The 22,658-nt window shown below is 53.9% G+C and carries 19 protein-coding genes and 1 other annotated feature; of the genes, 4 read left to right on the top strand and 15 right to left on the bottom strand.

Annotated elements, in window-relative coordinates; translation table 11 throughout:
- Positions 1-2: 2 nt before the first annotated feature.
- The 3 genes from lspA to ribF are packed head-to-tail and all read right to left on the bottom strand — an operon-like array spanning position 3 to position 4,288.
- Positions 3-503, bottom strand: a complete 501-nt coding sequence (lspA, locus tag PMI17_RS00415; RefSeq protein WP_007884955.1) for a signal peptidase II — start codon at positions 501-503, stop codon at positions 3-5.
- Positions 503-3,322: an isoleucine--tRNA ligase gene (gene ileS, locus PMI17_RS00410; RefSeq protein ID WP_007884954.1), complete on the bottom strand. Its 2,820-nt coding sequence runs from the start codon at positions 3,320-3,322 to the stop codon at positions 503-505. Before ileS ends, lspA begins: the two co-directional genes overlap by 1 nt.
- Before the next feature lie 27 nt (positions 3,323-3,349).
- Positions 3,350-4,288: a bifunctional riboflavin kinase/FAD synthetase gene (gene ribF / locus PMI17_RS00405; protein ID WP_007884953.1), complete on the bottom strand. Its 939-nt coding sequence runs from the start codon at positions 4,286-4,288 to the stop codon at positions 3,350-3,352.
- A gap of 318 nt (positions 4,289-4,606) precedes the next feature.
- Here ribF and rpsT point away from each other — a divergent pair, with 318 nt between their 5' ends.
- On the top strand, positions 4,607-4,870 hold the full coding sequence (gene rpsT / locus PMI17_RS00400; protein ID WP_036619798.1) for a 30S ribosomal protein S20: 264 nt from the start codon (positions 4,607-4,609) through the stop codon (positions 4,868-4,870).
- A gap of 61 nt (positions 4,871-4,931) precedes the next feature.
- Here rpsT and nhaR read toward each other — a convergent pair whose 3' ends face one another.
- From nhaR to dnaK, 4 genes are all read right to left on the bottom strand, one after another.
- Complete coding sequence (nhaR, locus tag PMI17_RS00395) at positions 4,932-5,825, bottom strand: transcriptional activator NhaR (protein ID WP_007884951.1); 894 nt, start codon at positions 5,823-5,825, stop codon at positions 4,932-4,934.
- 34 nt (positions 5,826-5,859) lie between these two features.
- On the bottom strand, positions 5,860-7,038 hold the full coding sequence (gene nhaA, locus PMI17_RS00390; RefSeq protein ID WP_007884950.1) for a Na+/H+ antiporter NhaA: 1,179 nt from the start codon (positions 7,036-7,038) through the stop codon (positions 5,860-5,862).
- 231 nt (positions 7,039-7,269) lie between these two features.
- Entirely contained in the window at positions 7,270-8,403 is a 1,134-nt protein-coding gene (dnaJ, locus tag PMI17_RS00385; RefSeq protein ID WP_007884949.1) for a molecular chaperone DnaJ, read from the bottom strand.
- Between the two features lie 104 nt (positions 8,404-8,507).
- On the bottom strand, positions 8,508-10,412 hold the full coding sequence (gene dnaK / locus PMI17_RS00380) for a molecular chaperone DnaK (protein WP_007884948.1): 1,905 nt from the start codon (positions 10,410-10,412) through the stop codon (positions 8,508-8,510).
- A gap of 298 nt (positions 10,413-10,710) precedes the next feature.
- Between dnaK and satP the strand changes: the two genes are divergently transcribed.
- A complete protein-coding gene (gene satP / locus PMI17_RS00375; protein WP_007884947.1) occupies positions 10,711-11,271 on the top strand; it encodes an acetate uptake transporter in 561 nt (186 codons plus the stop codon).
- A gap of 52 nt (positions 11,272-11,323) precedes the next feature.
- On the opposite strand, the gene PMI17_RS00370 is transcribed toward satP, so the two are convergent.
- The 3 genes from PMI17_RS00370 to tal all read right to left on the bottom strand — a co-directional run bounded on the left by PMI17_RS00370 (position 11,324) and on the right by tal (position 14,408).
- Positions 11,324-12,634: an MFS transporter gene (locus PMI17_RS00370; protein WP_007884944.1), complete on the bottom strand. Its 1,311-nt coding sequence runs from the start codon at positions 12,632-12,634 to the stop codon at positions 11,324-11,326.
- Between the two features lie 112 nt (positions 12,635-12,746).
- The gene (mog, locus tag PMI17_RS00365; RefSeq protein WP_007884941.1) at positions 12,747-13,334 is read right to left on the bottom strand and encodes a molybdopterin adenylyltransferase; all 588 of its coding nucleotides are present in this window, start codon (positions 13,332-13,334) and stop codon (positions 12,747-12,749) included.
- Positions 13,335-13,454: 120 nt separating this feature from the next.
- Entirely contained in the window at positions 13,455-14,408 is a 954-nt protein-coding gene (tal, locus tag PMI17_RS00360) for a transaldolase (RefSeq protein WP_007884940.1), read from the bottom strand.
- A 213-nt stretch (positions 14,409-14,621) separates the two neighbouring features.
- Here tal and yaaA point away from each other — a divergent pair, with 213 nt between their 5' ends.
- Positions 14,622-15,398, top strand: a complete 777-nt coding sequence (gene yaaA / locus PMI17_RS00355; RefSeq protein ID WP_007884939.1) for a peroxide stress protein YaaA — start codon at positions 14,622-14,624, stop codon at positions 15,396-15,398.
- A 193-nt stretch (positions 15,399-15,591) separates the two neighbouring features.
- Here the strand turns inward: yaaA and thrC are convergent, their stop codons facing one another.
- The 5 genes from thrC to PMI17_RS00335 all read right to left on the bottom strand — a co-directional run bounded on the left by thrC (position 15,592) and on the right by PMI17_RS00335 (position 21,323).
- The gene (gene thrC, locus PMI17_RS00350; RefSeq protein ID WP_007884938.1) at positions 15,592-16,875 is read right to left on the bottom strand and encodes a threonine synthase; all 1,284 of its coding nucleotides are present in this window, start codon (positions 16,873-16,875) and stop codon (positions 15,592-15,594) included.
- 3 nt (positions 16,876-16,878) lie between these two features.
- On the bottom strand, positions 16,879-17,808 hold the full coding sequence (gene thrB / locus PMI17_RS00345; protein ID WP_007884937.1) for a homoserine kinase: 930 nt from the start codon (positions 17,806-17,808) through the stop codon (positions 16,879-16,881).
- Between the two features lie 2 nt (positions 17,809-17,810).
- A complete protein-coding gene (gene thrA, locus PMI17_RS00340) occupies positions 17,811-20,273 on the bottom strand; it encodes a bifunctional aspartate kinase/homoserine dehydrogenase I (protein WP_007884936.1) in 2,463 nt (820 codons plus the stop codon).
- Between the two features lie 26 nt (positions 20,274-20,299).
- Positions 20,300-20,422: a sequence feature (Thr leader region), on the bottom strand.
- The gene (gene thrL, locus PMI17_RS25820) at positions 20,358-20,429 is read right to left on the bottom strand and encodes a thr operon leader peptide (RefSeq protein WP_071531027.1); all 72 of its coding nucleotides are present in this window, start codon (positions 20,427-20,429) and stop codon (positions 20,358-20,360) included. (Overlaps the previous feature by 65 nt.)
- Before the next feature lie 189 nt (positions 20,430-20,618).
- Positions 20,619-21,323, bottom strand: a complete 705-nt coding sequence (locus PMI17_RS00335; RefSeq protein WP_007884935.1) for a tRNA/rRNA methyltransferase — start codon at positions 21,321-21,323, stop codon at positions 20,619-20,621.
- A 588-nt stretch (positions 21,324-21,911) separates the two neighbouring features.
- On the opposite strand from PMI17_RS00335, the gene arcA reads away from it, so the two are divergent.
- The gene (gene arcA / locus PMI17_RS00330; protein WP_007884933.1) at positions 21,912-22,628 is read left to right on the top strand and encodes a two-component system response regulator ArcA; all 717 of its coding nucleotides are present in this window, start codon (positions 21,912-21,914) and stop codon (positions 22,626-22,628) included.
- Positions 22,629-22,658 lie beyond the last annotated feature (30 nt).

Raw genomic sequence — 22,658 nt, 5'->3', positions numbered from 1 at the left:
TTTTATTCCTTAGCCGGTTTGCCGTTCGGGCTGAGAAAACCTTCCAGCACCACCAGCGCCGCGCCGATGCAGATGGCACAGTCAGCGATGTTAAAGGTCGCGAAGTGCCAGTCTCCGACATAGAAGTCGATAAAATCGACCACAAAGCCGTGATATGAACGGTCAAACAGGTTACCTAACGCCCCGCCAATAATCAGCGCGTAGGCAATATTGGTTAATTTGTTCGTGGCCGCATTGCGATACATCATCACCAGCAGCGCCACCACGATAGCAACGGCGATACCGGCAAAGAACCAGCGCTGCCAGCCTCCTTTGTCGGCCAGGAAACTGAACGCCGCGCCATAGTTGTGCGCGTAGAACAGGTTCAGGAACGGCATCAGCGGCTGCGTTTCATGCAGCATCATGTTGTTGATGATCCACATCTTGCTGCCAAAATCGATGGCGATCACCACCAGCACCAGCCACAGCCAGCGCAAACCAGTCGAAGAGAGCGCTTTACTCATCAGGCAAATTTCCGCTGTTCGCCATTGCCGGCGACGTTGGTGTAGCAACGACCGCACACCGCAGCATGCTCCGGATTCTGGCCAACGTCAGTAGTGTAATGCCAGCAGCGCGGACATTTCTCGCCTTCTGCTTTGTGCAGCGCAATTTTCAGACCTTTTAACAGCTCGCTCTGCTGCGCTTCATCGCTGGCCGTGGCGTAATCCGCTACTGTCGCACCTGAGGTTAGCAGCACAAAACGCAGCTCATCGCCCAGCGCCTGCAGCTTGGCTGCCAGCTCGGCATCTGCGTAAAGCGTGACCGTGGCTTCCAGCGCACCACCGATGCGTTTATCACTACGCGCTTGCTCAATGACCTTGTTCACTTCGCCGCGAACTTTCAGCAGGTCATCCCAATAAGCGTCGTTCAGCGCTTCGTTCTCCGCCAGACCAAACAGACCCTGGTACCACTCTTCGGTGAACACGTATTTCGCACGCTCGCCCGGCAGATAGCCCCAGATTTCGTCAGCGGTGAAGGACATGATTGGCGCCATCCAGCGCACCAGCGCTTCAACGATGTGCCACAGTGCGGTTTGGCAGCTGCGACGCGCCAGGCTGTCACCTTTCGCGGTGTACTGACGATCTTTGATCACATCAAGATAGAACGAGCCCATTTCAATGGAGCAGAAGTGCATCAGGCGCTGCACCACTTCATGGAAATCATAGTTCTCGTAGGACTGCACGATATCCTGTTGCGCTGCCAGCGCGCGGCCGACCGCCCAGCGATCCACCACCACCATCTCTTCCGGATTAACGCAATCGGTCGCCGGGTTGAAGCCAGCAAGGTTAGCCAGCAGGAAACGCGCGGTGTTACGGATACGACGATAGCTGTCTGCGGCACGTTTGAGGATTTCGTCGGATACCGCCATCTCACCGGAGTAATCGGTTGAGGCGACCCACAGACGCAGAATGTCCGCGCCCAGCTTATCCATCACGTCCTGCGGTGCCACGGTGTTGCCGATAGATTTCGACATTTTGCGGCCCTGACCATCGACGGTGAAGCCGTGCGTCAGTACCTGACGATAAGGCGCTTTGCCTTTCATCGCCGTAGAGATCATCAGAGAAGACATGAACCAGCCGCGATGCTGATCCGAACCTTCCAGATACATATCTGGCGTGTGACCACCAAACTCTGCACGCGCATCAACGACCGCGTAGCTGGTTGATCCGGAGTCGAACCAGACGTCTAAGGTGTCTGGCACTTTAACGTAGTGGTCAGCGTCGTCGCCCATCAGGTCGCGCGGGTCGAGATCCCACCACGCCTGGATGCCGTCCTGCTCAACCCGTTTGGCGACTTTTTCCATCAGCTCCAGCGTATCTGGATGCAACTGCTCGCTCTCTTTATGCACGAACAGCGCCATCGGCACGCCCCACGTACGCTGACGTGAGATACACCAGTCTGGACGGTTAGCGACCATCGCTTCGATACGCGCCTGGCCCCAATCCGGGATCCACTGCACGCCTTTGATCTCTTTCAGCGACTGCGCACGCAGACCTTTCTGATCCATGCTGATAAACCATTGCGGCGTGGCACGGAAGATGATCGGCGTTTTGTGACGCCAGCAGTGTGGATAGCTATGCAGCAGTTTTTCAACGTGCAGCAGCGCACCTTTCTCTTTTAGCAGCTCAACGATCATGTCGTTAGCTTTAAAGACGTTCACACCATCCAGCGTTGGATAAGTGCCTGGCAGATAGGCGCCGTCCGGACCAACCGGATTGGCGGTTTCCAGACCATATTTCTGACCGATGACATAGTCATCCGGGCCGTGGCCTGGCGCGGTGTGTACCGCACCGGTACCGGCTTCCAGCGTAACGTGCTCACCCAGAACCACTTTAGATTGGATCTGCTCAAGGAACGGATGCTGGAACAGCTGCAGCTCCAGCGCAGCGCCGTTGCATTCGCCCAGCACTGTCCAGTCGCTGATGCCCGCGCGCTTCATCACGCTCTCAACCATCTCTTTAGCGAGGATCAGGCTGCGACCTTCAATCTGCAGCAGCTGGTATTCAAATTCCGGATGCAGCGAGATCCCGCGGTTGGCCGGCATGGTCCACGGCGTGGTGGTCCAGATAACCAGAGAAACCGGGCCTTCTGAAGCGGTGACGCCAAACTTAGCGCGTACTGCGTCAGCATCAACGGCATTGAACATCACGTCGATGGAGGGTGAGGTTTTGTCGTAGTACTCGACTTCCGCTTCGGCCAGCGCTGAGCGGCAATCCATACACCAGTGCACCGGCTTAGCGCCTTTGTGCAGATGGCCGTTGCCGATGATTTTACCCAGTGCGCGGATGATGTTGGCTTCTGTCTGGAAATTCATCGTCAGGTAAGGACGATCCCAGTCGCCTAATACGCCGAGACGGATGAAGTCATTTTTCTGACCTTCAACCTGTTCAGCCGCATATTGACGGCAAGCTGCACGAAATTCAGCCGCGCTCACCTTCTCGCCCGGCTTGCCAATCATCTGCTCAACTTTGTGTTCAATCGGCAAGCCGTGGCAGTCCCAGCCTGGAACGTACGGCGAGTCATAGCCCGCCATGCCTTTCGACTTAACGATAATGTCTTTCAGAATCTTGTTAACTGAGTGACCGATATGAATGCTGCCGTTCGCATAGGGAGGGCCATCATGCAAAATAAAGGTTTTTTTCCCTTTTTTGGCTTCGCGGATGATGCCGTACAGGTTGTCATCATACCAACGTTGCAGCATTCCCGGTTCGCGCTTGGCCAGATCGCCACGCATCGGGAACCCCGTTTCCGGCAAATTCAGGGTAGATTTATAGTCACTCATCAGATTCTCGATTCCGTATTTCGGTCATTAAACCGGTGTTTTTAGCCCAAAGAATTGGCGGGCCGTCACCACATCTTTCGCAATTTGTTCTTTCAACGCGTCCAGCGAAGCGAAACGCTGTTCATCGCGAATCTTCTGTTTCAATACCACGTCAATGTGGCGTCCATAGAGATTCATATTTGTGTCGAGCAGGTGAACTTCAAGCTGCTGACGTAAACCTTTTACCGTAGGACGCGTACCAATGTTGGCCACGCCCGGCAGCGGCTGCTCACCAAGGCCCAAAACTTCAACCGCAAACACGCCTTTAACCGGCGTAACGGTACGACGTAAAGGGAGGTTAGCAGTAGGAAAACCGATGGTGCGCCCCAGTGCATCACCGTGCACGACGCGACCTGAGATGCTGAACGGATGGCCCAGCAGCGCTTCGGCTTGCGCGAAATCATCCTGCGCCAGCGCCTGACGTACCGCCGTGCTGCTGATGCGCTTGCCGCTGTCACAGTAAGTCTGGGTGCTGATGACCTCGAAGCCATACTCCGCACCGGCTTTCTGTAATAGCAGGAAATCCCCCTGGCGACCAGCGCCAAAGCGGAAATCATCGCCCACGGCAAGGAACTTCACGTTCAACTTGTCCACCAGCAATTCAGCAATAAAACTCTGCGCCGAATGCGCGGCGAAGCGGCGATCAAAACGCACGCACAACACCGCATCAACACCGGCTTGCTCAAGGTATTTCAGCTTTTCACGCAAACGTGTAAGGCGCGCCGGGGCTTTATCGCCGGCAAACAGTTCAAGCGGTTGTGGCTCGAACAGCATCACCACCACCGGCAGATTGCGTTGACGTCCTTCGGCAATCAGCTCCGCCATCAAAGCCTGGTGGCCGCGATGTACGCCGTCAAAATTGCCTATGGTCAGGACGCAGCCGCGATGCTGCTCTTTCAGATTGTAAATACCGCGGATAAACTTCATGGCTGACTCAAACCGGTGGAAATCGGCGGATTATACCCTTGAATGGCGTTTAGGTTAACCCGTATACGTGCCTTTCCTGCTTCTGGAGCGGCTTATTCCATGCGTAGCCAGTTGCTTAGCGAGGATCTGAAGATTTTTGCTGCGAAATACTGTATTCAACGCCGCGTTGCTGGTAGAATCCTGCGCCATCAATTACGTAATCGAGTGTTGTTTTTAAAACGACGCTTATTTGCACAAATCCATTGACATAAGAAGGCGCAAAAGGCATAGTCCTCGGCCTTTGATTTGTCCATATAGATCACATTTGGGAGTTGGACCTTGGCTAATATCAAATCAGCTAAGAAACGCGCCGTAACATCTGAGAAACGTCGCAAGCATAACGCAAGCAACCGTTCAATGATGCGTACTTTCATCAAGAAAGTATACGCGGCTATCGCAACAGGCGACAAAGCTGCTGCGCAGAACGCATTCAACGAAATGCAACCACTCGTGGACCGTCAGGCTGCTAAAGGTCTGATCCACAAAAACAAAGCTGCACGTCATAAAGCAAACCTGACTGCACAGATCAACAAACTGGCTTAATCGCCCGTCTGTTCATCGCTTTGTAAAAAGAACCGGCGCTTAGCCGGTTTTTTTATGCCTGTTATTCGCGGGTAAATAGCGCGCTGAAATCGCGATTGCAAATACGTTGCACGGCCGGATGCTGAATCATCCTTTCAGCAAAAATGACGTGATACTCCTCCATCACCGCATCCAAACGACCAATCTCCCTGATAGCATCATCACGATAAATGCCGTCGCCATAAAGCGTGGGAGCCACGAATATCGCGTTGTTAAGCGCGCCAAACGCCTTCATTAAGGCCGCATCATCAAACTCACCCAGAATCTCGACCTGCAAGCCCTGGCTGTGAATCCAGTTCAGCAATTTGCGCCCCAGCATCGAACGACGACCGGGGATCAGTAAGCGACGCTCTTCGAGGCAGACGGGAAAAGGCTGCGCCGGTACAGGCGTGTTGCACCAGAAACTGATTGGACACTCGCCCAGCTTCACCGAAAACAGCCCTTCCTGCTGGGTAGAATCAATAGGACAATCGGAGAGGATCATATCCAGCTTATGTTGGCTAAGCTGCTCCAGCAGCATTTCGTGTGTCGATTCAAAGCAGCGCAAATGAATTCTCTCTTCTGCCACCACCGCCGCCTCAAGCACTTTACTCACTAACTGCTTCGATAGCGCATCCGCCACGCCGACATCAAACAGCAGATGTGACTCTTTGCGATAGTTAACGATATCGAGCATTTCCTGGCTCAGCATGAACATACGATCGGCATAACGAAATACCAGCTGCCCCAATTCACTGGGCACTAATCCGCGCCCCTGACGACGAAACAACACCCCGCCGAGCTGCTCTTCCAGTGCTTTAATTTGGCCGGTGACAGTTTGTGGCGCCAGGCACAGCACATCCGCTGCACGCACCACCGAACCGGTTTTACACACCTGCCAGAAATAGTAGAGATGATTAAAGTTGAGCTGATTCATTGGCAAAAAAGGAGGCTTTCGCCTCCTTCCTCTATTAACGCAATTTAATCCGCAGCAGCGTATAACCAATTACCGCCGAGAGCAGTGAGCCGCTTAAAATGCCCAGTTTGGAGAAGGTCACCAGTTGCTCGTGGGCAGCATCAAAGGCCAGTGAGCTGATAAAGATCGACATGGTAAAGCCGATACCGCACAACACACCAATCGCCATGATATCGCGTATCGTGGTGCCCGCTGGCAGTACCGCCAGCCGCCACTTCACCGCCAACCAGCAGAACAGCGTAATCCCCAGTGGTTTACCTATCAGCAAGCCCAGAATGATACCCAGCGGCTCTGGCGACAGCGCATCCATAAAGGTGATACCGCTCAGCGAAATCCCCGCATTTGCAAAAGCGAACAGCGGCAGAATCAGCCAGTTTACCCATGGCATCAAGCCATGCGCTAAATGCTCAGCCGGTGAATGGCCGTTCTTCTCCTCCAGCGGCACGAAGAAGCCGACAACGACGCCCGCCAGTGTGGCGTGTACGCCAGATTTCAGCACCGCAGTCCACAACACGATGCCGACCAGCATATAGATTGCGATATTACGTACACCACAGCGATTGAGAATCGCCAGCAACACAATTGCGCCCGCCGCCACGCTCAAGGACATCACAGACAGGTCGCTGGTGTAAAACAGCGCGATAATCACGATGGCACCGAGGTCATCAATAATTGCCAGCGCCATCAGGAAAACTTTCAGCGCGGTCGGTACGCGGCTGCCTAACAATGCCAATACGCCTAAAGCGAAGGCGATATCGGTAGCAGTTGGGATCGCCCAGCCATTACGTGCGATAGGATCGCCATGATTCAAGGCAAAAAATATCAGCCCCGGCACAACCATACCGCCGAGCGCAGCAATCACCGGGAAAATGGCGCGATCGCGGCTAGCGAGTTCGCCGGTAATCAGTTCACGTTTCACTTCCAGACCGATGACCAGGAAGAACAACGCCATCATCGCATCGTTGATCCACAGCAGCAGGTCTTTACTGATATCTAATGCGCCAAAGCGAATCTGTACCGGTTGCGCGAGAAACGCTTGATAGCCTTGAGCGGTCTCCGCGCTGTTAGCCAAAATCATTGCCGCGACGGCAGCCAGAATCAGCACTAAGCCATTACTGGCATCGCTGGCAATAAAGCTTTTAAGTAAGCTTCGAATAGAACGGGGTTTGTTCACAACTCCTCCTGAGTAGAGACATTTGGCTGAGAAGTGTAGCGATTCAAACACCTCGTTAAAAGCAGCTTATGTCTCGTTTAATGCTCGATAATACCGAGCCTTTGCGATGACGTTTTTGGCGTACATCAAGTGATGGGCAAAATTGAGCATATATCAGGAGTGACGCGTGAGTGGCGAAACATAAAAAAAGCGGAGAGTTTCCTCTCCGCTTTTTAACCCTGCCCGGCAAATTTAACGGGTTAGGTCATCAAAGAATTTTTTTACGCCGTCAAAGAAGCTCTTAGAGCGCGGGCTATTTTTCTCACCGCCAGCACCGCCAAAGCTCTCTTCCAGTTCACGCAGCAGCGCTTTTTGCTTGTCGTTGAGGCTAACAGGCGTTTCCACCACCACACGACACAGCAAATCACCCACCGCGCCACCACGCACCGATTTCACGCCTTTGCCGCGCATGCGGAACAGTTTGCCGGTTTGCGTTTCAGAAGGCACTTTCAGGTTTACGCGACCATCCAGGGTTGGCACTTCTATCTCGCCACCCAATGCAGCCATGGCGAAGTTAATCGGCACTTCGCAGTACAGGTTGTTATCTTCACGCTCAAAGATCGGGTGTTTTTTCACCGACACCTGAACGTAGAGATCGCCTGCCGGTGCGCCGTGTTCGCCTGCTTCACCTTCGCCGCTCAGACGAATGCGATCGCCGGTGTCCACGCCTGCAGGAATTTTCACTGACAGGGTTTTACTGCGCTCAACGCGACCGTGACCATGACAGGCGTTGCACGGATCTTTGATCACCGAACCGCGACCGTGACAGGTTGGACACGCCTGCTGCACTGTGAAGAAGCCCTGACGCATCTGTACCTGGCCCGCACCATGACAGGTATGACATGTCTGTGGTTTGGTTCCCGCTTTCGCGCCGCTGCCGTGGCAAACATCACACTCTTCCAGCGTAGGAATGCGGATCTCTTTGGTCACGCCGCGTACCGCTTCTTCCAGCGTTAGCTCCATGTTGTAGCGTAAATCGGCGCCACGTGAGGCACGCTGACGGCGGCCACCACCAAAGATATCGCCAAATACGTCGCCAAAGATATCGCTGAAATCAGCACCGCCGCCGCCGAAGCCACCGCCGCCACCCATACCACCTTGTTCAAAGGCCGCATGACCGTATTGGTCGTAGGCTGCACGCTTCTGCGCATCGGTCAGAATTTCGTAGGCTTCTTTGATTTCTTTAAATTTCGCTTCGGCTTCTTTATTGTCCGGATTACGGTCCGGATGGTATTTCATCGCCAGGCGCTTATAAGCCTTTTTGATTTCACGCTCATCAGCGGATTTAGAGACGCCTAAGATCTCGTATAAATCACTCTTAGCCATATTTGTTCTGCCCTTAACATGATCGCACGGGCGTGGAGAGATCTCCTACGCCCGTGCTGGTTTCAACGGCTGTCAGGCCAGCCGTCGCGCCCGGTCAGGGGCAATTATTTTTTGTCTTTAACTTCTTCGAATTCAGCATCGACAACGTCGTCATCTTTCTGTGCAGACGCATCGCCTGCATCAGATGATTGACCTTGCTGCTGTGCCAGCTCCATCAGTTTGCTGGACACTTCCATCAATGCCTGCATTTTGGCTTCGATTTCAGCTTTGTCTTCGCCTTTCAGCGCCGTGTTCAGCTCAGTCAATGCCGCTTCGATCGGTGCTTTATCATCGGCAGACAGTTTGTCGCCAGCTTCATCTAACTGCTTACGCGTGCTGTGCGAAATCTGATCGCCCTGGTTACGGGTCTGAACCAGCTCTTCGAACTTACGGTCAGACTCGGCGTTAGCTTCCGCGTCACGCACCATTTTTTCGATCTCTTCTTCGTTCAGACCAGAAGAAGCCTTGATGGTGATCTTCTGCTCTTTACCGCTGTTTTTGTCTTTCGCCGACACGTGCAGGATACCATCCGCATCGATATCGAAGGTGACTTCGATCTGCGGCATGCCGCGCGGTGCAGACTGAATACCGTCGAGGTTGAACTGGCCCAGTGATTTGTTATCACCAGAACGCTTACGCTCACCCTGCAGCACGTGAATGGTCACGGCAGACTGATTGTCTTCAGCCGTCGAGAACACCTGGCTGTGCTTGGTTGGGATAGTGGTGTTCTTGCTGATCAGCGACGTCATCACGCCACCCATGGTTTCGATACCCAGCGACAGCGGGGTCACGTCCAGCAGCAGAACGTCTTTTACTTCACCCGCCAACACGCCACCCTGAACCGCAGCACCTACAGCAACCGCTTCATCCGGGTTCACGTCTTTACGTGGCTCTTTACCAAAGAACTCAGTGACTTTGGCCTGAACCATTGGCATACGCGTTTGACCGCCTACCAGGATGACATCGTTAATGTCAGAAACTGACAGACCGGCATCCTGCAGAGCGACTTTCAGCGGCTCGATAGAGCGCGCAACCAGATCTTCAACCAGTGATTCCAGCTTCGCACGAGTCACTTTAATGTTCAGGTGCTTAGGACCGGTCGCATCCGCCGTGATGTACGGCAGGTTAACGTCGGTCTGCTGCGCTGAAGACAGCTCGATCTTGGCTTTCTCTGCGGCTTCTTTCAGACGCTGCATTGCCAGTGGATCGTTGTGCAGATCGATGCCCTGATCTTTCTTAAACTCTGCCACCAGATAGTTAATCAGACGGCTATCGAAGTCTTCACCACCAAGGTGGGTATCACCGTTGGTTGCCAACACTTCAAAGGTTTTCTCGCCATCAACTTCATCGATCTCAATGATTGAGATATCGAAAGTACCACCGCCCAGGTCGTAAACAGCGATGGTGCGGTTGCCCTGGCCTTTATCCAGACCGTAAGCCAGTGCCGCTGCGGTTGGTTCGTTGATGATACGTTTTACTTCCAGACCCGCGATACGGCCGGCGTCTTTGGTTGCCTGACGCTGCGCATCGTTGAAGTAAGCCGGTACGGTAATAACCGCTTCAGTTACTGCTTCACCGAGGAAATCTTCCGCGGTTTTCTTCATTTTTTTCAGCACTTCAGCAGAGATCTGCGGCGGTGCCATTTTCTGGCCTTTAACATCCAGCCATGCGTCGCCGTTGTCAGCGCCGATGATTTTGTAAGGCATGATTTTAATATCACGCTGTACTTCTTCGTCCTGGAAGCGACGGCCAATCAGGCGCTTAATCGCGAACAGGGTATTCTGCGGGTTGGTCACAGACTGACGTTTAGCCGGTTGACCAACCAGAGTTTCGCCATCCTGTGCATACGCAATGATCGACGGCGTGGTGCGATCGCCTTCGGCGTTTTCCAGCACGCGCGCTTTACCACCATCCATAACCGCAACACATGAGTTGGTTGTACCCAAGTCAATACCAATAATCTTACCCATCTAAACATCTCCCACTTAAATTCTTTGCCAATTAGGGTTGTGAAACAGAGATGCGGTCAAACTGACCACTTTCAACTGCTGAAGCAGGCTTTTTTTGCTGCCTCACAACGCTCGATGACAAGTAAATGGGGCCGGTTCGATGCGCATCAAGGGTTAAAACTAAAAAAAATTTCATTCTCTGGTCGATTAAGATCAAAGTTGGCCAAAAACAGGCCGCTTATTATGCAGCGCCACGCGGCCCCGGCGGCTTACGTGGCTAAAAAAACTAACAACATTTAAACGCTGCTTCTGAGGAATTATGAGCAACACCACGCTGGCGAATCCCGCTCCGTTGGGCCTGATGGGATTTGGTATGACCACCATCCTGCTTAACTTACATAACACCGGCCTGTTCGCTATGGATGTGATCATCCTGGCAATGGGCATCTTTTACGGTGGCATCGCGCAGATCTTTGCCGGGCTGCTGGAGTATAAAAAAGGCAATACCTTTGGTTTGACCGCGTTCACTTCGTACGGCAGCTTTTGGTTAACGCTGGTGGCAATTCTGCTGCTGCCAAAGCTTGGGTTAGCGTCCGCAGCCGATGGCCACTTCCTCGGTGCCTATCTCGCGCTATGGGGCATTTTCACTGCATTCCTGTTCTTCGGCACGCTGAAGTCACCCAAAATGCTGCAGTTCATCTTTGCCAGCCTGACGCTGCTGTTTGCCCTGCTGGCGATAGGTCATTTGACCGACAACGCGGGCTTGCTGCGTTTTGCCGGCTGGATTGGCATCATTTGCGGATCGAGCGCCTTCTATCTGGCGATGGGCGAAGTGCTGAACGAGAAATTTGGCCGTAACGTCCTACCGATCGGCGAGTAAATGTGGCAAGAGAAGAAAAACAACGCGGAGCCTATTGGCTCCGCGTTGTTTATTATGACGAGTGCAGCGACATATCCAACTGCGCATGCTGTTGACGGCTATCGCGCCACAGCCAAATCCCCACCATGAAACCAATGCCTGCCAGCGCCAGCACATACCACGCGGGTGCCATCGGCGTCAGGCTCATCATCAGCGTCACGCTAATCGGCGTGAGTCCGCCAAAAATCGCGTAAGCCACGTTGTATGAGAACGAGATGCCGGTAAAACGCACCGCGGCCGGGAACGCGCGCACCATGACAAACGGCACCACACCCACCACGCCGACGCTCAAGCCCGCTAAGCCATACCAAACAAACAGCATTTCGGGCGTGCTACCTAATTGATGGAAGAAATTCCAGCTACCCATCGCCAGCAGTAATGAACCGACCATCAGCGACCGCGCAGCGCCGAAGCGATCCACCAGCCATCCGGCGATAACGCAGCCCAGCAGCAGCATAATGGTGGCGAAACTGTTGGCTTGCAGGCTGAGCGCCGCGGGGATGCCGTGCTGTTTCTGCATCAGCGTCGGCGCCATCAAAATCACCACCACAATGCAGGCTGACAGCAGCCAGGTAAGCAGCATCGAAATCACAATGCCGCGCTTGTGGCTGGCCAGAATAGTTTGCAGCGGCATTTTATCCGCCAGCGCTTTACGCTGCTGCATCTGCTGGAACACCGGCGTTTCGTGCAGCCAGCGGCGTAGATACATCGCCAGCAGGCCAAAAATCCCGCCAAGGAAGAACGGAATACGCCAGCCGTGATCGCGAATGGCAGCCGGTGAAAGCGTGGTATTCAGTACTGTTGCCACCAGCGAACCCAGTAAAATGCCGGCAGTTAAACCGGCTGTCAGCGTGCCGCAGGCGAAACCGATGCGTTTCTCAGGAACATGTTCGGCAACAAACACCCACGCGCCGGGTACTTCACCGCCGATGGCCGCCCCCTGCAGCACACGCATCAGCAGCATCAACAGCGGCGCGGCAATGCCAATGCTGGCATACGTTGGCAGCGCACCCATCGCCAGCGTGGGCAGCGCCATCAACAGAATACTCAGGCTAAACATCTTCTTGCGGCCCACTTTGTCACCAAAGTGCGCCATGATAATGCCGCCTAATGGGCGCGCCAGATAGCCGGCGGCAAAGATGGCGAACGTCTGCACCTGCCGCAGCCATTCAGGAATGTCGGGCGGAAAGAACAGTTCGCCAATCACCGCGGCAAAGAAAACGAAAATAATGAAGTCGTAGAATTCCAGCGCCCCGCCAAGGGCGGCCAGCGACAGGGTTTTGTAATCCTGTCCGTTAAGTCGACGCGTTGCGTGCGTATCCATAATCCAGCGGTATCCAGAGGCTAAACATACGTTATGTAAAGATTGGATTACTATACCGTCAATATTTTGCCACACCAGCGCCGCTGGATTTTATGCCTGAAAACGCCGTTTTTTAGTTATTTGTCTCACGACGGGCACTTTTAGGACGAAAAGCTGCTACCACTGCGTCATGCGTTTCAACATACGGCCCTTCCAGAAGCTGTAAACAATAAGGTACAGCGGCAAAAATCCCCGGCACGTTGACCGTTCCATCTTCCGCTTTCACGCCTTCCAGCGTCTCTTTAATCGATTTCGGCTGGCCCGGCAGATTCAGGATCAGCGACTGCTTGCGAATCACGCCAACCTGACGCGACAAAATGGCCGTTGGCACAAACTGCAGGCTAATTTGGCGCATCTGCTCGCCGAACCCGGGCATTTCACGATCGGCGACGGCTAGCGTGGCATCCGGCGTGACATCGCGTCGCGCGGGTCCGGTGCCGCCGGTGGTGAGTACCAAATGACAGAACAGCTCATCGACCAGCTCGCAGATCGCCTGTTCAATCATCGGCTGCTCATCCGGCACCAGACGCGTTTCAATTTCAAACGGCGTCGCCAGCGCGGCAGTGAGCCAGCTTTCTAATGCCGGAATGCCCTGATCCTGATAGATGCCGTTAGCAGCACGATCGGAAACAGAAATTAAGCCAATACGTAAAGTATCCATAGAGTTATCGCTGTGGTTGGCTGCAAGGCAGCAAATGACGTGAGAAGTAAAAAGGATAATACAAGAAGTGAGGAAAAAACGTAAAACCGTGGCAGCAGGTCGCCGCCACGGCACATCACCTTACAGCAGTTCGGCGATCATCTTCTCAAGTTTGCCCTGATCGATGGCAAAGTTGCGGATACCTTCAGCCAGTTTGGTCACGGCCATTGGATCCTGGTTGTGCTGCCAGAAGAACTCAGCTTCAGTCATCTTCGCTGGACGCGCTTTCACTTCGCCGCTGTAGCTCAGTTTACGCTCAACGGTACCTTCGCTCTCAGCCAGCTCTTTCAGCAGGCCCGGAGAAATGGTCAGACGGTCGCAGCCAGCCAGCTCAATGATTTCGCCGACATTACGGAAGCTCGCGCCCATTACCACGGTTTCATAACCGTGCTGCTTGTAGTAGTTGTAGATTTCAGCCACAGACACCACGCCTGGATCTTCGTGTGCGGCGTACTCTTTCTTGTCGGTGTTCTGCTTGTACCAGTCGAGGATACGGCCAACGAATGGCGAGATCAGGAACACGCCCGCTTCCGCACATGCACGCGCCTGTGCGAAGGAGAACAGCAGCGTCAGGTTGCAGTTAATGCCTTCTTTTTCCAGCTGCTCAGCTGCACGAATGCCCTGCCAGGTTGAGGCCAGCTTGATCAGGATACGGTCATTGCTGATGCCAGCATCGTTGTACAGTTTGATCAGGCTACGCGCTTTAGCGATGCTCGCTTCAGTGTCGTAAGAGAGGCGCGCATCGACTTCAGTCGAGATGCGACCTGGGATCAATTTGAGAATTTCCAGACCAATGTTGACGGCCAGCTTGTCAGAAACCAGCGCCAGCTGATCTTCTTTGTTGCTGCTCTGCTGACGTGCCCAGCTAATGGCTTCGTCAATCAGTTTGCGGTATTCAGGGATTTGAGCGGCGTTGAGAATCAAAGAAGGGTTCGTGGTAGCGTCTTGCGGCTGATACAGTTTCATCGCCGCGATATCACCGGTGTCGGCGACCACAGTAGTCAGCTGACGCAAGGAAGTAAGTTTGTCCGTCATGGTTCTCTTTCTCTTAGGTTGACTGTCAGGGTGTAAAAGGCTGTTGCGATAATATCACGCGCAAGTGACGGCGCAACACCACGAAGTGCCCTTTACGATAGCGCTAACAAATGGCAGTGATTTGCCGATCTCTGCGGCTTTTTTGCTACACTCCCTGCGACATTTTTCCCTTCAATTCCCTGATAAACCTGCGGGTCAACGAGGACGTAAACGATGCTGATGGTAATCTCGCCAGCGAAGACACTGGACTATGAAAGCCCGCTGGCGACCCAACGCTTTACCCAACCGGCGCTGTTAGAAAAATCACACCAATTAATTGACGTTGCGCGCGATCTTTCACCAGCGCAAATCAGCTCACTGATGAGCATCAGCGACAAGCTGGCGCATCTGAATGCCGAGCGTTTTAACCAGTGGCAGCCGCCCTTCTCGCTGGATAACGCACGTCAGGCGATTCTGGCCTTTAAAGGCGATGTGTATACCGGTTTGCAGGCAGAAACCTTTAGCGATGGCGACTTTGAGTTTGCCCAGCAGCACTTGCGCATGCTTTCCGGCTTATACGGCTTGCTGCGTCCGCTCGATTTAATGCAGCCCTATCGTCTGGAGATGGGGATTAAGCTGGCGAATCCGGCCGGGAAAGACCTTTACGGCTTCTGGGGCGATCTGCTGACAGAGAAGCTCAACGAGGCGATTGCTGAGCAAGGCGATGAAGTGCTGATTAATCTGGCATCCGATGAGTATTTCAAAGCCATTAAGCCGAAGAAACTCAATGGCGAATTGATCAAGCCGGTGTTCCTCGATGAGAAGAACGGCAAGTTTAAAGTCATCAGCTTCTACGCCAAAAAAGCGCGTGGTTTGATGAGCCGCTATGTGATTCAGAATCGCCTGACCAAGCCAGCGCAGTTGAAGAAATTCGATGTGGATGGCTACTTCTTTGATGCGGCAGAAAGCAAAGATAACGAGCTGGTGTTTAAGCGCCGCGAGCAGAAATAGTTTAGCAAGCGCTGCCCTGGATTGTGCTCGCTGCCCCCCTCCTCGGTCCTCCCCCATAAATGGGGGAGGAAGATGCTGCAATATGTGAGTTGGGAAGCTGCATGTGGCAGCGTCTCCTTCCCCCGCTTGCGGGGGAAGGTCGGGATGGGGGACAGCCAGCACTAACTTCAGTCGCACTAACTCCAGCCAGTATTTACTTCAGCAAAAACGCCCGCAGCTCAGCGAAATCGCCTTTCAGATTGTGTGACAGCAGCGGCAAATCGGCGCGCTCGGCCAGCTCTTTCGGCAGTGGCAGATCCTGGCCCAGAATCTCATCCACGCTCTCTTTGAACTTCGCCGGATGCGCAGTCCCGAGGAACAGGCCATATTCGCCCTCCTGCAGGTTATCGCGCAGCAGACGATAGGCAATTGCCGCATGCGGTTCAGAGATGTAGCCAATCTCCGCCAGCTCGCGCATGGTGGATTGGGTGGTTTCATCTGAAACCGCGCCGTAAGCCAGATCGGTTAAACGCCAGGTTTTGCGGCGGAACAGCTCTTCCACGCGCGGCCAGTTGTTCGGCTGGCTGACATCCATCGCGTTCGACAGCGTTGCCACCGTCGCGTTTGGCTGCCATGCACCGTTGCCGAGGAAGCGCGGCACCGTGTCATTGGCATTGGTCGCAGCGATAAAACGCTTGATCGGCAGACCGAGTGATTTCGCCAACAGGCCCGCCGTCAGGTCACCGAAGTTTCCACTTGGTACGGAAACCACCAGCTGATTGCGCTGCTCTTGTGGCAGTTGCGCCACCGCTTCGAAGTAGTAGCAAATCTGTGCCAGCAGGCGACTGATGTTGATCGAGTTCGCCGAGTTCAGGCCAATCGCCTTTTTCAGCTCTTCATCATCAAATGCCTGTTTCACCAGCGCCTGACAGGCATCGAAATCGCCCTCAACCGCGATGGTTTCGATATTCCCGCCCAGCGTACAGAACAGTTTCTCCTGCAGCGGGCTGATTTTGCCCTGCGGATAGAGAATCACCACGCGCACGTTCTCCATGCCGTAGAACGCATGCGCTACCGCGGCACCGGTATCACCGGAAGTCGCGGTCAGAATGGTGATCTGCTCATCCGCGCCGCTCACATACGAGAGCATCTGCGCCATAAAGCGGCCGCCGAAATCTTTGAACGCCAGCGTCGGTCCGTGGAACAGTTCAAGGCAAGCCACATCCTCGCTAACCTTCGCCACCGGAGCCGGGAAAGCGAAGGCGTTTTTCACGCGCTCGGCCAGCTGATGCGCGGCAATTTCATCACCAATATAGGCAGACAGAATTTTGCTACTGCGGCTGACGAAATCCATCTCCAGCATGGCATCGATATCGGTCAGTTCGAATTCCGGCAGTTCGAGCGGGAAAAACAGCCCTTGCTGCGAGCCGAGGCCCTGTTTAACCGCCTGAGCAAAACTGACCTGCTCGTTGTGATCCTTAAGGTTGTAGAGTTTCATGCGTTATCCCAATTTACGTGCGCCAGCCGTATCAAGACGGCAGATGTGGACGAAACCTTCTTCATTCTGCAGATAGTGCTGGCTCAGCCAGTCCGCCATCCGCTGTGCCGTTGCCATCTCGTTGCAAACGGCGAAAAGTGTCGGGCCAGAACCCGAAATGCCGCACGCCAGTGCGCCAATATCCTGTGCGGCTTTACGCGCATCGGCGAAGCCCGGCAGCAGTTTGGTACGATACGGCTCAGCGATAACATCCTGCATAAGTTTAGCCGCAAGCCCAGGCTGACGCGTATGACAGGCGTGAATAAAGCCCGCCAGCAGACGACCATGCTTGATGGCATCCTCTTTGCGATATTGTGCTGGCAGAATGGCGCGCGCTTCGGCGGTGGAGACTTTAATCCCCGGATAGGCCATCACCCACAGCCATTCGTCAAAGCACGGCACGTGCTGGCTAATAATGCCGTTCTCTTCAATCATCAACTGCACGCCGCCCAGGAAGCATGGCGCGACGTTATCAAAGTGTACGCTGCCGGAAATACGTCCTTCCAGCTCGCCCATCAGCGCCAGCAGTTCAGTATCATTCAACGGTTTGCCGCAGAATTCGTTCATCGCCATCAAGCCGGCGACCACTGAGCAAGCGCTCGAACCGAGGCCGGAACCGATCGGCATATTTTTTTCCAGCGTCATCGCCACCGGAACTTGTTTACCAATCGCCTGGCAAAAACGCTCCCAGCACTGATAAACGATATTCTCCTGCGGATTGCTCGGCAGTTTGCTGACAAAGCGCCCGGAGTTCACCAGGCTAAAGCTGTCGGCGGCTTCCACGGATACGCAGTCGCCCAGCAAGGTGCCATCCACCGGCGAAACCGCCGCGCCAAGCACATCAAAGCCGACGCTGACGTTACCTATCGAGGCCGGTGCATAAATTTTTACCATCATCAAACTCCCAACTTCCACGACAGCGTACGCAGCAGGTCAGCAAACACGCCCGCTGCTGTGACATCATTCCCGGCGCCATATCCACGCAGAACCAGCGGGATTGGCTGATAGTAGCGGCTGTAAAATGCCAGCGCGTTCTCACCGTTCTTCACTTTGTACAGCGGATCGTTGCCGTCCACCGCATCAATCTTCACTTTGCAGACGCCGCCCTCTTCGATCGCGCCGACGAAGCGTAATACTTTACCTTCGTCACGCGCTTTGGCAACGCGCGCCGCAAAGGCGTTATCCAGCTCCGGCAGGCGTTCCATGAATTGTTCAACGTCGGCGATATCCGTCAGGCTGGCGGGCAGCAGTGGTTCGATATCGATATCGCTGAGTTCCAGCTGATGCCCGGCTTCGCGCGCCAGAATCAGCAGCTTACGCGCCACGTCGGTGCCGGAAAGATCGTCACGCGGATCCGGTTCGGTAAAGCCCATCTCACGCGCCATTTTAGTGGCTTCTGACAACGAAACGCCTTCATCCAGTTTGCCGAAGATGAAAGAGAGCGAGCCAGAGAGAATACCGGAGAACTTGATCAGCTCATCACCGGCATTCATCAGGTTTTGCAGGTTTTCGATCACCGGCAAACCGGCACCGACGTTGGTGTCATACAGGAATTTACGGCGCGATTTCGCCGCTGCAGCGCGCATCTGCTGGTAGTAATTCCATGAAGAGGTATTGGCTTTTTTGTTCGGCGTAACCACATGGAAACCTTCGGCGAGGAAATCCGCGTACTGATCGGCGACCGCCTGGCTGGAGGTACAATCGACGATCACCGGATTCAGCAGGTGATACTCCTTCACCAAACGAATCAAGCGGCCGAGATTGAACGGCTCTTTGGCTTCGCTCAGTTCCGCCTTCCAGTTGCTGAGATCGATACCGTGCACGTTGGTTAACAGTGCACGCGAGTTAGCGATGCCGCACACGCGCAGATCGATATGCTTCTGTTTCAGCCACGTTTGCTGACGGTGCAGCTGATCGAGTAGCGCCGCACCGACACCGCCAACGCCCACCACAAACACTTCAATCACCTGATCGGTGGCGAACAGCATCTGGTGCACCACGCGCACGCCGGTGGTGACTTCATCGTTGCTCACCACCACCGAGATAGAACGCTCAGATGAGCCCTGAGCAATCGCCACGATATTGATATTGGCGCGTGCCAGCGCCGAGAAGAATTTGGCCGAGATGCCGCGCAGCGTGCGCATGCCATCGCCCACCACCGAGATCACCGCCAGCTGTTCCAGCACGTCCAGCGGATCGAGTAAGCCATCTTTCAACTCCAGATAGAACTCCTCTTCCAGCACGCGACGCGCCCGCGCCTGATCGCTTTGCGGTACGCAGAAGCTGATGCTGTATTCCGAAGAGGATTGGGTGATCAACACCACCGAAATGCCGGTGCGGGACATCGCCGCGAACACGCGCGCCGCCATGCCCACCATGCCTTTCATACCCGGGCCGGAAACGTTAAACATCGCCATGTTGTTCAGGTTGGTGATGCCTTTCACCGGATTTTCATCCAGCTCGCCTTCGCCACCGATCAAGGTGCCCGGCGCTTGCGGATTGGCGGTGTTTTTGATCAGGCAGGGAATCTGGAACTGAGCGATAGGCGCGATGGTGCGCGGATGCAGTACTTTGGCGCCGAAATAGGAGAGCTCCATCGCTTCCTGATAAGACATCGATTTCAGTAAGCGGGCATCAGGCACCTGACGTGGATCGCAGGTGTAGACGCCGTCGACGTCAGTCCAGATTTCACAGCAGTCTGCGCGCAGGCAAGCGGCCAACACGGCGGCAGAATAGTCAGAACCGTTACGGCCCAGCACCACTAATTCGCCCTTCTCATTGCCAGCGGTGAAACCGGCCATCAGGATAAAGTGATCGGATGGGATCTGGCTGGCGGCGATGCGACGTGTGGATTCGGCAATATCCACGGTGGATTCGAGGTAATGACCAACCGCCAGCAGTTTCTCCACCGGATCGATAACGGTCACCTTGTGGCCGCGCGCCTGCAGCAGCGCTTCCATTATGGCAATCGACAGCTTCTCGCCACGGCAGATGATGGCAGCGTTGACGGCGTCCGGACATTGGCCCAGCAGGCTGATGCCGTGCAGCACTTGCTTCAGCTGCGCGAACTCCAATTGCACGCGGGTTTTCAATCCATCGAAATCAAAGCCCGGCTGTGCATCATGCAGGCCTTGTAGTAGGTCGGCAAAAATACGTTCGGCATCGCTGATATTCGGTAACGTGTCCTGACCGCTGATGGTTTTCTCAATCATCGCCACCAGATGATTGGTAATTTTCGCTGGTGCAGAGAGTACGGTCGCAACCTGTCCCTGTTGTGCATTGCTTTCCAGAATGTCCGCCACGCGGAGAAAACGATCCGCATTGGCTACTGAGGTTCCGCCGAATTTCAGCACTCGCATAGTTGAAGCTCTCCTGAATTTTTGCCGAAAAAAAAGCCCGCACTGTTTAGGTGCGGGCTTTTTTCTTTGTTTTTCCTGTATGCGTCAGCCCGCACCGTTACCTGTGGTAATGGTGGTGGTAATAATAATTGTGGTGTTCAGGCTGAGTTTACGCATTTAGATTTTTTTCTGTCTGTCTTTGTCTTGTCCGTCTGCCTTCCAGAAGTAAAGCAAAGGGCACATTAAGTCAACGAATTTGTCCTAAGCACACGGACGGCACGGCTGCGCAGTAGTGCGCTTGCTGGCACAAATCGTATCGGGATCGTTCATAAGAGGCTGCGATTTCCACGATCAGTCACTGCCAACTCAGGATTTATCCGAGCAATTATCTATAAGTTTTTTTTCTACATCGTGTAACAAGCGATGCAGCATAGCGCTATCGCGCTGTTCCAGCAGGCCAATACGCTGGTCGATCCAGTCAGCCATTTTGGCGTCATCGCTGACATCCAGCTTCGCCAACAGCTGATGGAAACGCTCACGCAGCGCCTGCAGTTGATGCGCGTTTGCCGCTTCAGCAGGTTCGGCCGCAATTTGATTCAGCGCTGACAGCTGATAGCAATAGACCATCACGGCCTGGCCGAGGTTAAGTGATGGATAGTCATTTGCCATCGGAATGCCGGTCAACAGGTCAACCTGCTCCAGCTCCTCATTGGTTAAACCGCTGTCCTCACGGCCAAAAACCAGTGCGATACGGCTCAGCCATTGGCGCTTCTCTTGCAGGATATTTTCCACCTGCGCCGGCGTAGCGTAGTAGCGAAACTTTGCACGGCTGCGCGCGGTGGTCGCCACCGAGAAATCGACATCCTTGAGCGCCTCGCTCAGCGTGGCATAGGTTTTCACGTTATCAAGGATCGCGCCGGCACCGTGTGCCACACGTCGTGCAGCGGGGTCCTGCCAGGCATCGCTGGCGACAATACGCAACTCGCTAAATCCCATGGTTTTCATGGCACGGGCAGCCGCGCCGATATTTTCCGGACGGGCGGGAGAAACAAGGATTAAGGGGAAATGCATGATTTTTCCATCGGACGGTTAACAACGCGCTTTATGTTGGCATGCAGCAGAAAAAATACCAACCACGGCGATAAGAGAAAATAAGATGTTAACGATGTTAAAACAGCGGGAAATCTCCATGTAGAGTAAATTAGCAGGCATAAGCAAAATTATAGGACTTAATTTATATAAAACCCTTTCCTTTCAATTTATTGAAATATAAATTCCTGCGCGTTTAACTTTTGCTTCTATAAGGGATAAATGTAGCAAAATTGCTGCATTTTGTGAGCTAAACTAGCAATCCTGGAGAAGTTTTTCATAAAAGTGTTAACGTGCTACACTTGCATTTGATATAAGTCAACGAAGCGTTGTTTTTATGCTTATCGGTTGTTGTTGGTGCTGTTAGGTTGCTGTTAATACGGTTAGGATGAGCGCCTGTCCGATATTCTCGGGGCGCGCAAATATCCATCCTGACTGGCTGAGCTAACACTGAAGTTGACGTAGATGGATGGTGTATTCCGAAGATTATTTCGTATACCGGTTACCGCAAATAGCGTAACCGACGTACGCCCTGTTTTCGATTTGTTGGCAAATTTTAGGTAGCGAAACATGCAGACCCCGCACATTCTTATCGTTGAAGACGAACTGGTCACGCGTAACACCCTCAAAAGTATCTTTGAGGCAGAAGGTTACGTGGTCTATGAAGCCACCGACGGCGCCGAAATGCATCAGGTCCTGACGGAGAACGACGTCAATCTGGTGATCATGGATATCAACCTGCCAGGTAAAAACGGTTTGCTGCTGGCACGCGAATTGCGTGAACAAGCAAACGTTGCGCTGATGTTCCTGACCGGTCGTGATAATGAAGTGGATAAAATCCTCGGTCTGGAAATTGGTGCCGATGATTACATCACCAAACCCTTCAACCCACGTGAGCTGACGATTCGTGCGCGCAATTTGCTGTCGCGAACCATGAATCTGGCCATGCCGAGTGAAGAGCGCCGCCAGGTTGAGAGCTATCGCTTTAACGGCTGGGAGCTGGATATCAATAGCCGCTCATTGATCAGCCCGAACGGCGACCAGTACAAGCTGCCGCGCAGTGAATTCCGCGCCATGCTGCACTTCTGTGAGAATCCAGGCAAAATTCAAACGCGTGGTGACTTGCTGAAGAAGATGACCGGCCGCGAGCTCAAGCCGCATGACCGTACCGTGGATGTCACCATCCGCCGCATCCGCAAGCATTTCGAATCCACGCCAGATACGCCAGAAATCATCGCCACCATTCACGGCGAAGGTTACCGTTTCTGCGGCGAACTGCAGGACTAAGTTTTGAAAGGAAAAACGCCCGTCAGGGCG

The organism is Pantoea sp. GM01 (assembly GCF_000282675.1).
Classification (GTDB): Bacteria; Pseudomonadota; Gammaproteobacteria; order Enterobacterales; family Enterobacteriaceae; genus Pantoea; species Pantoea nemavictus.
The sequence above is the reverse complement of the archived record's forward strand: the minus strand, read 5'-3'. Positions and strand labels throughout refer to the sequence as shown.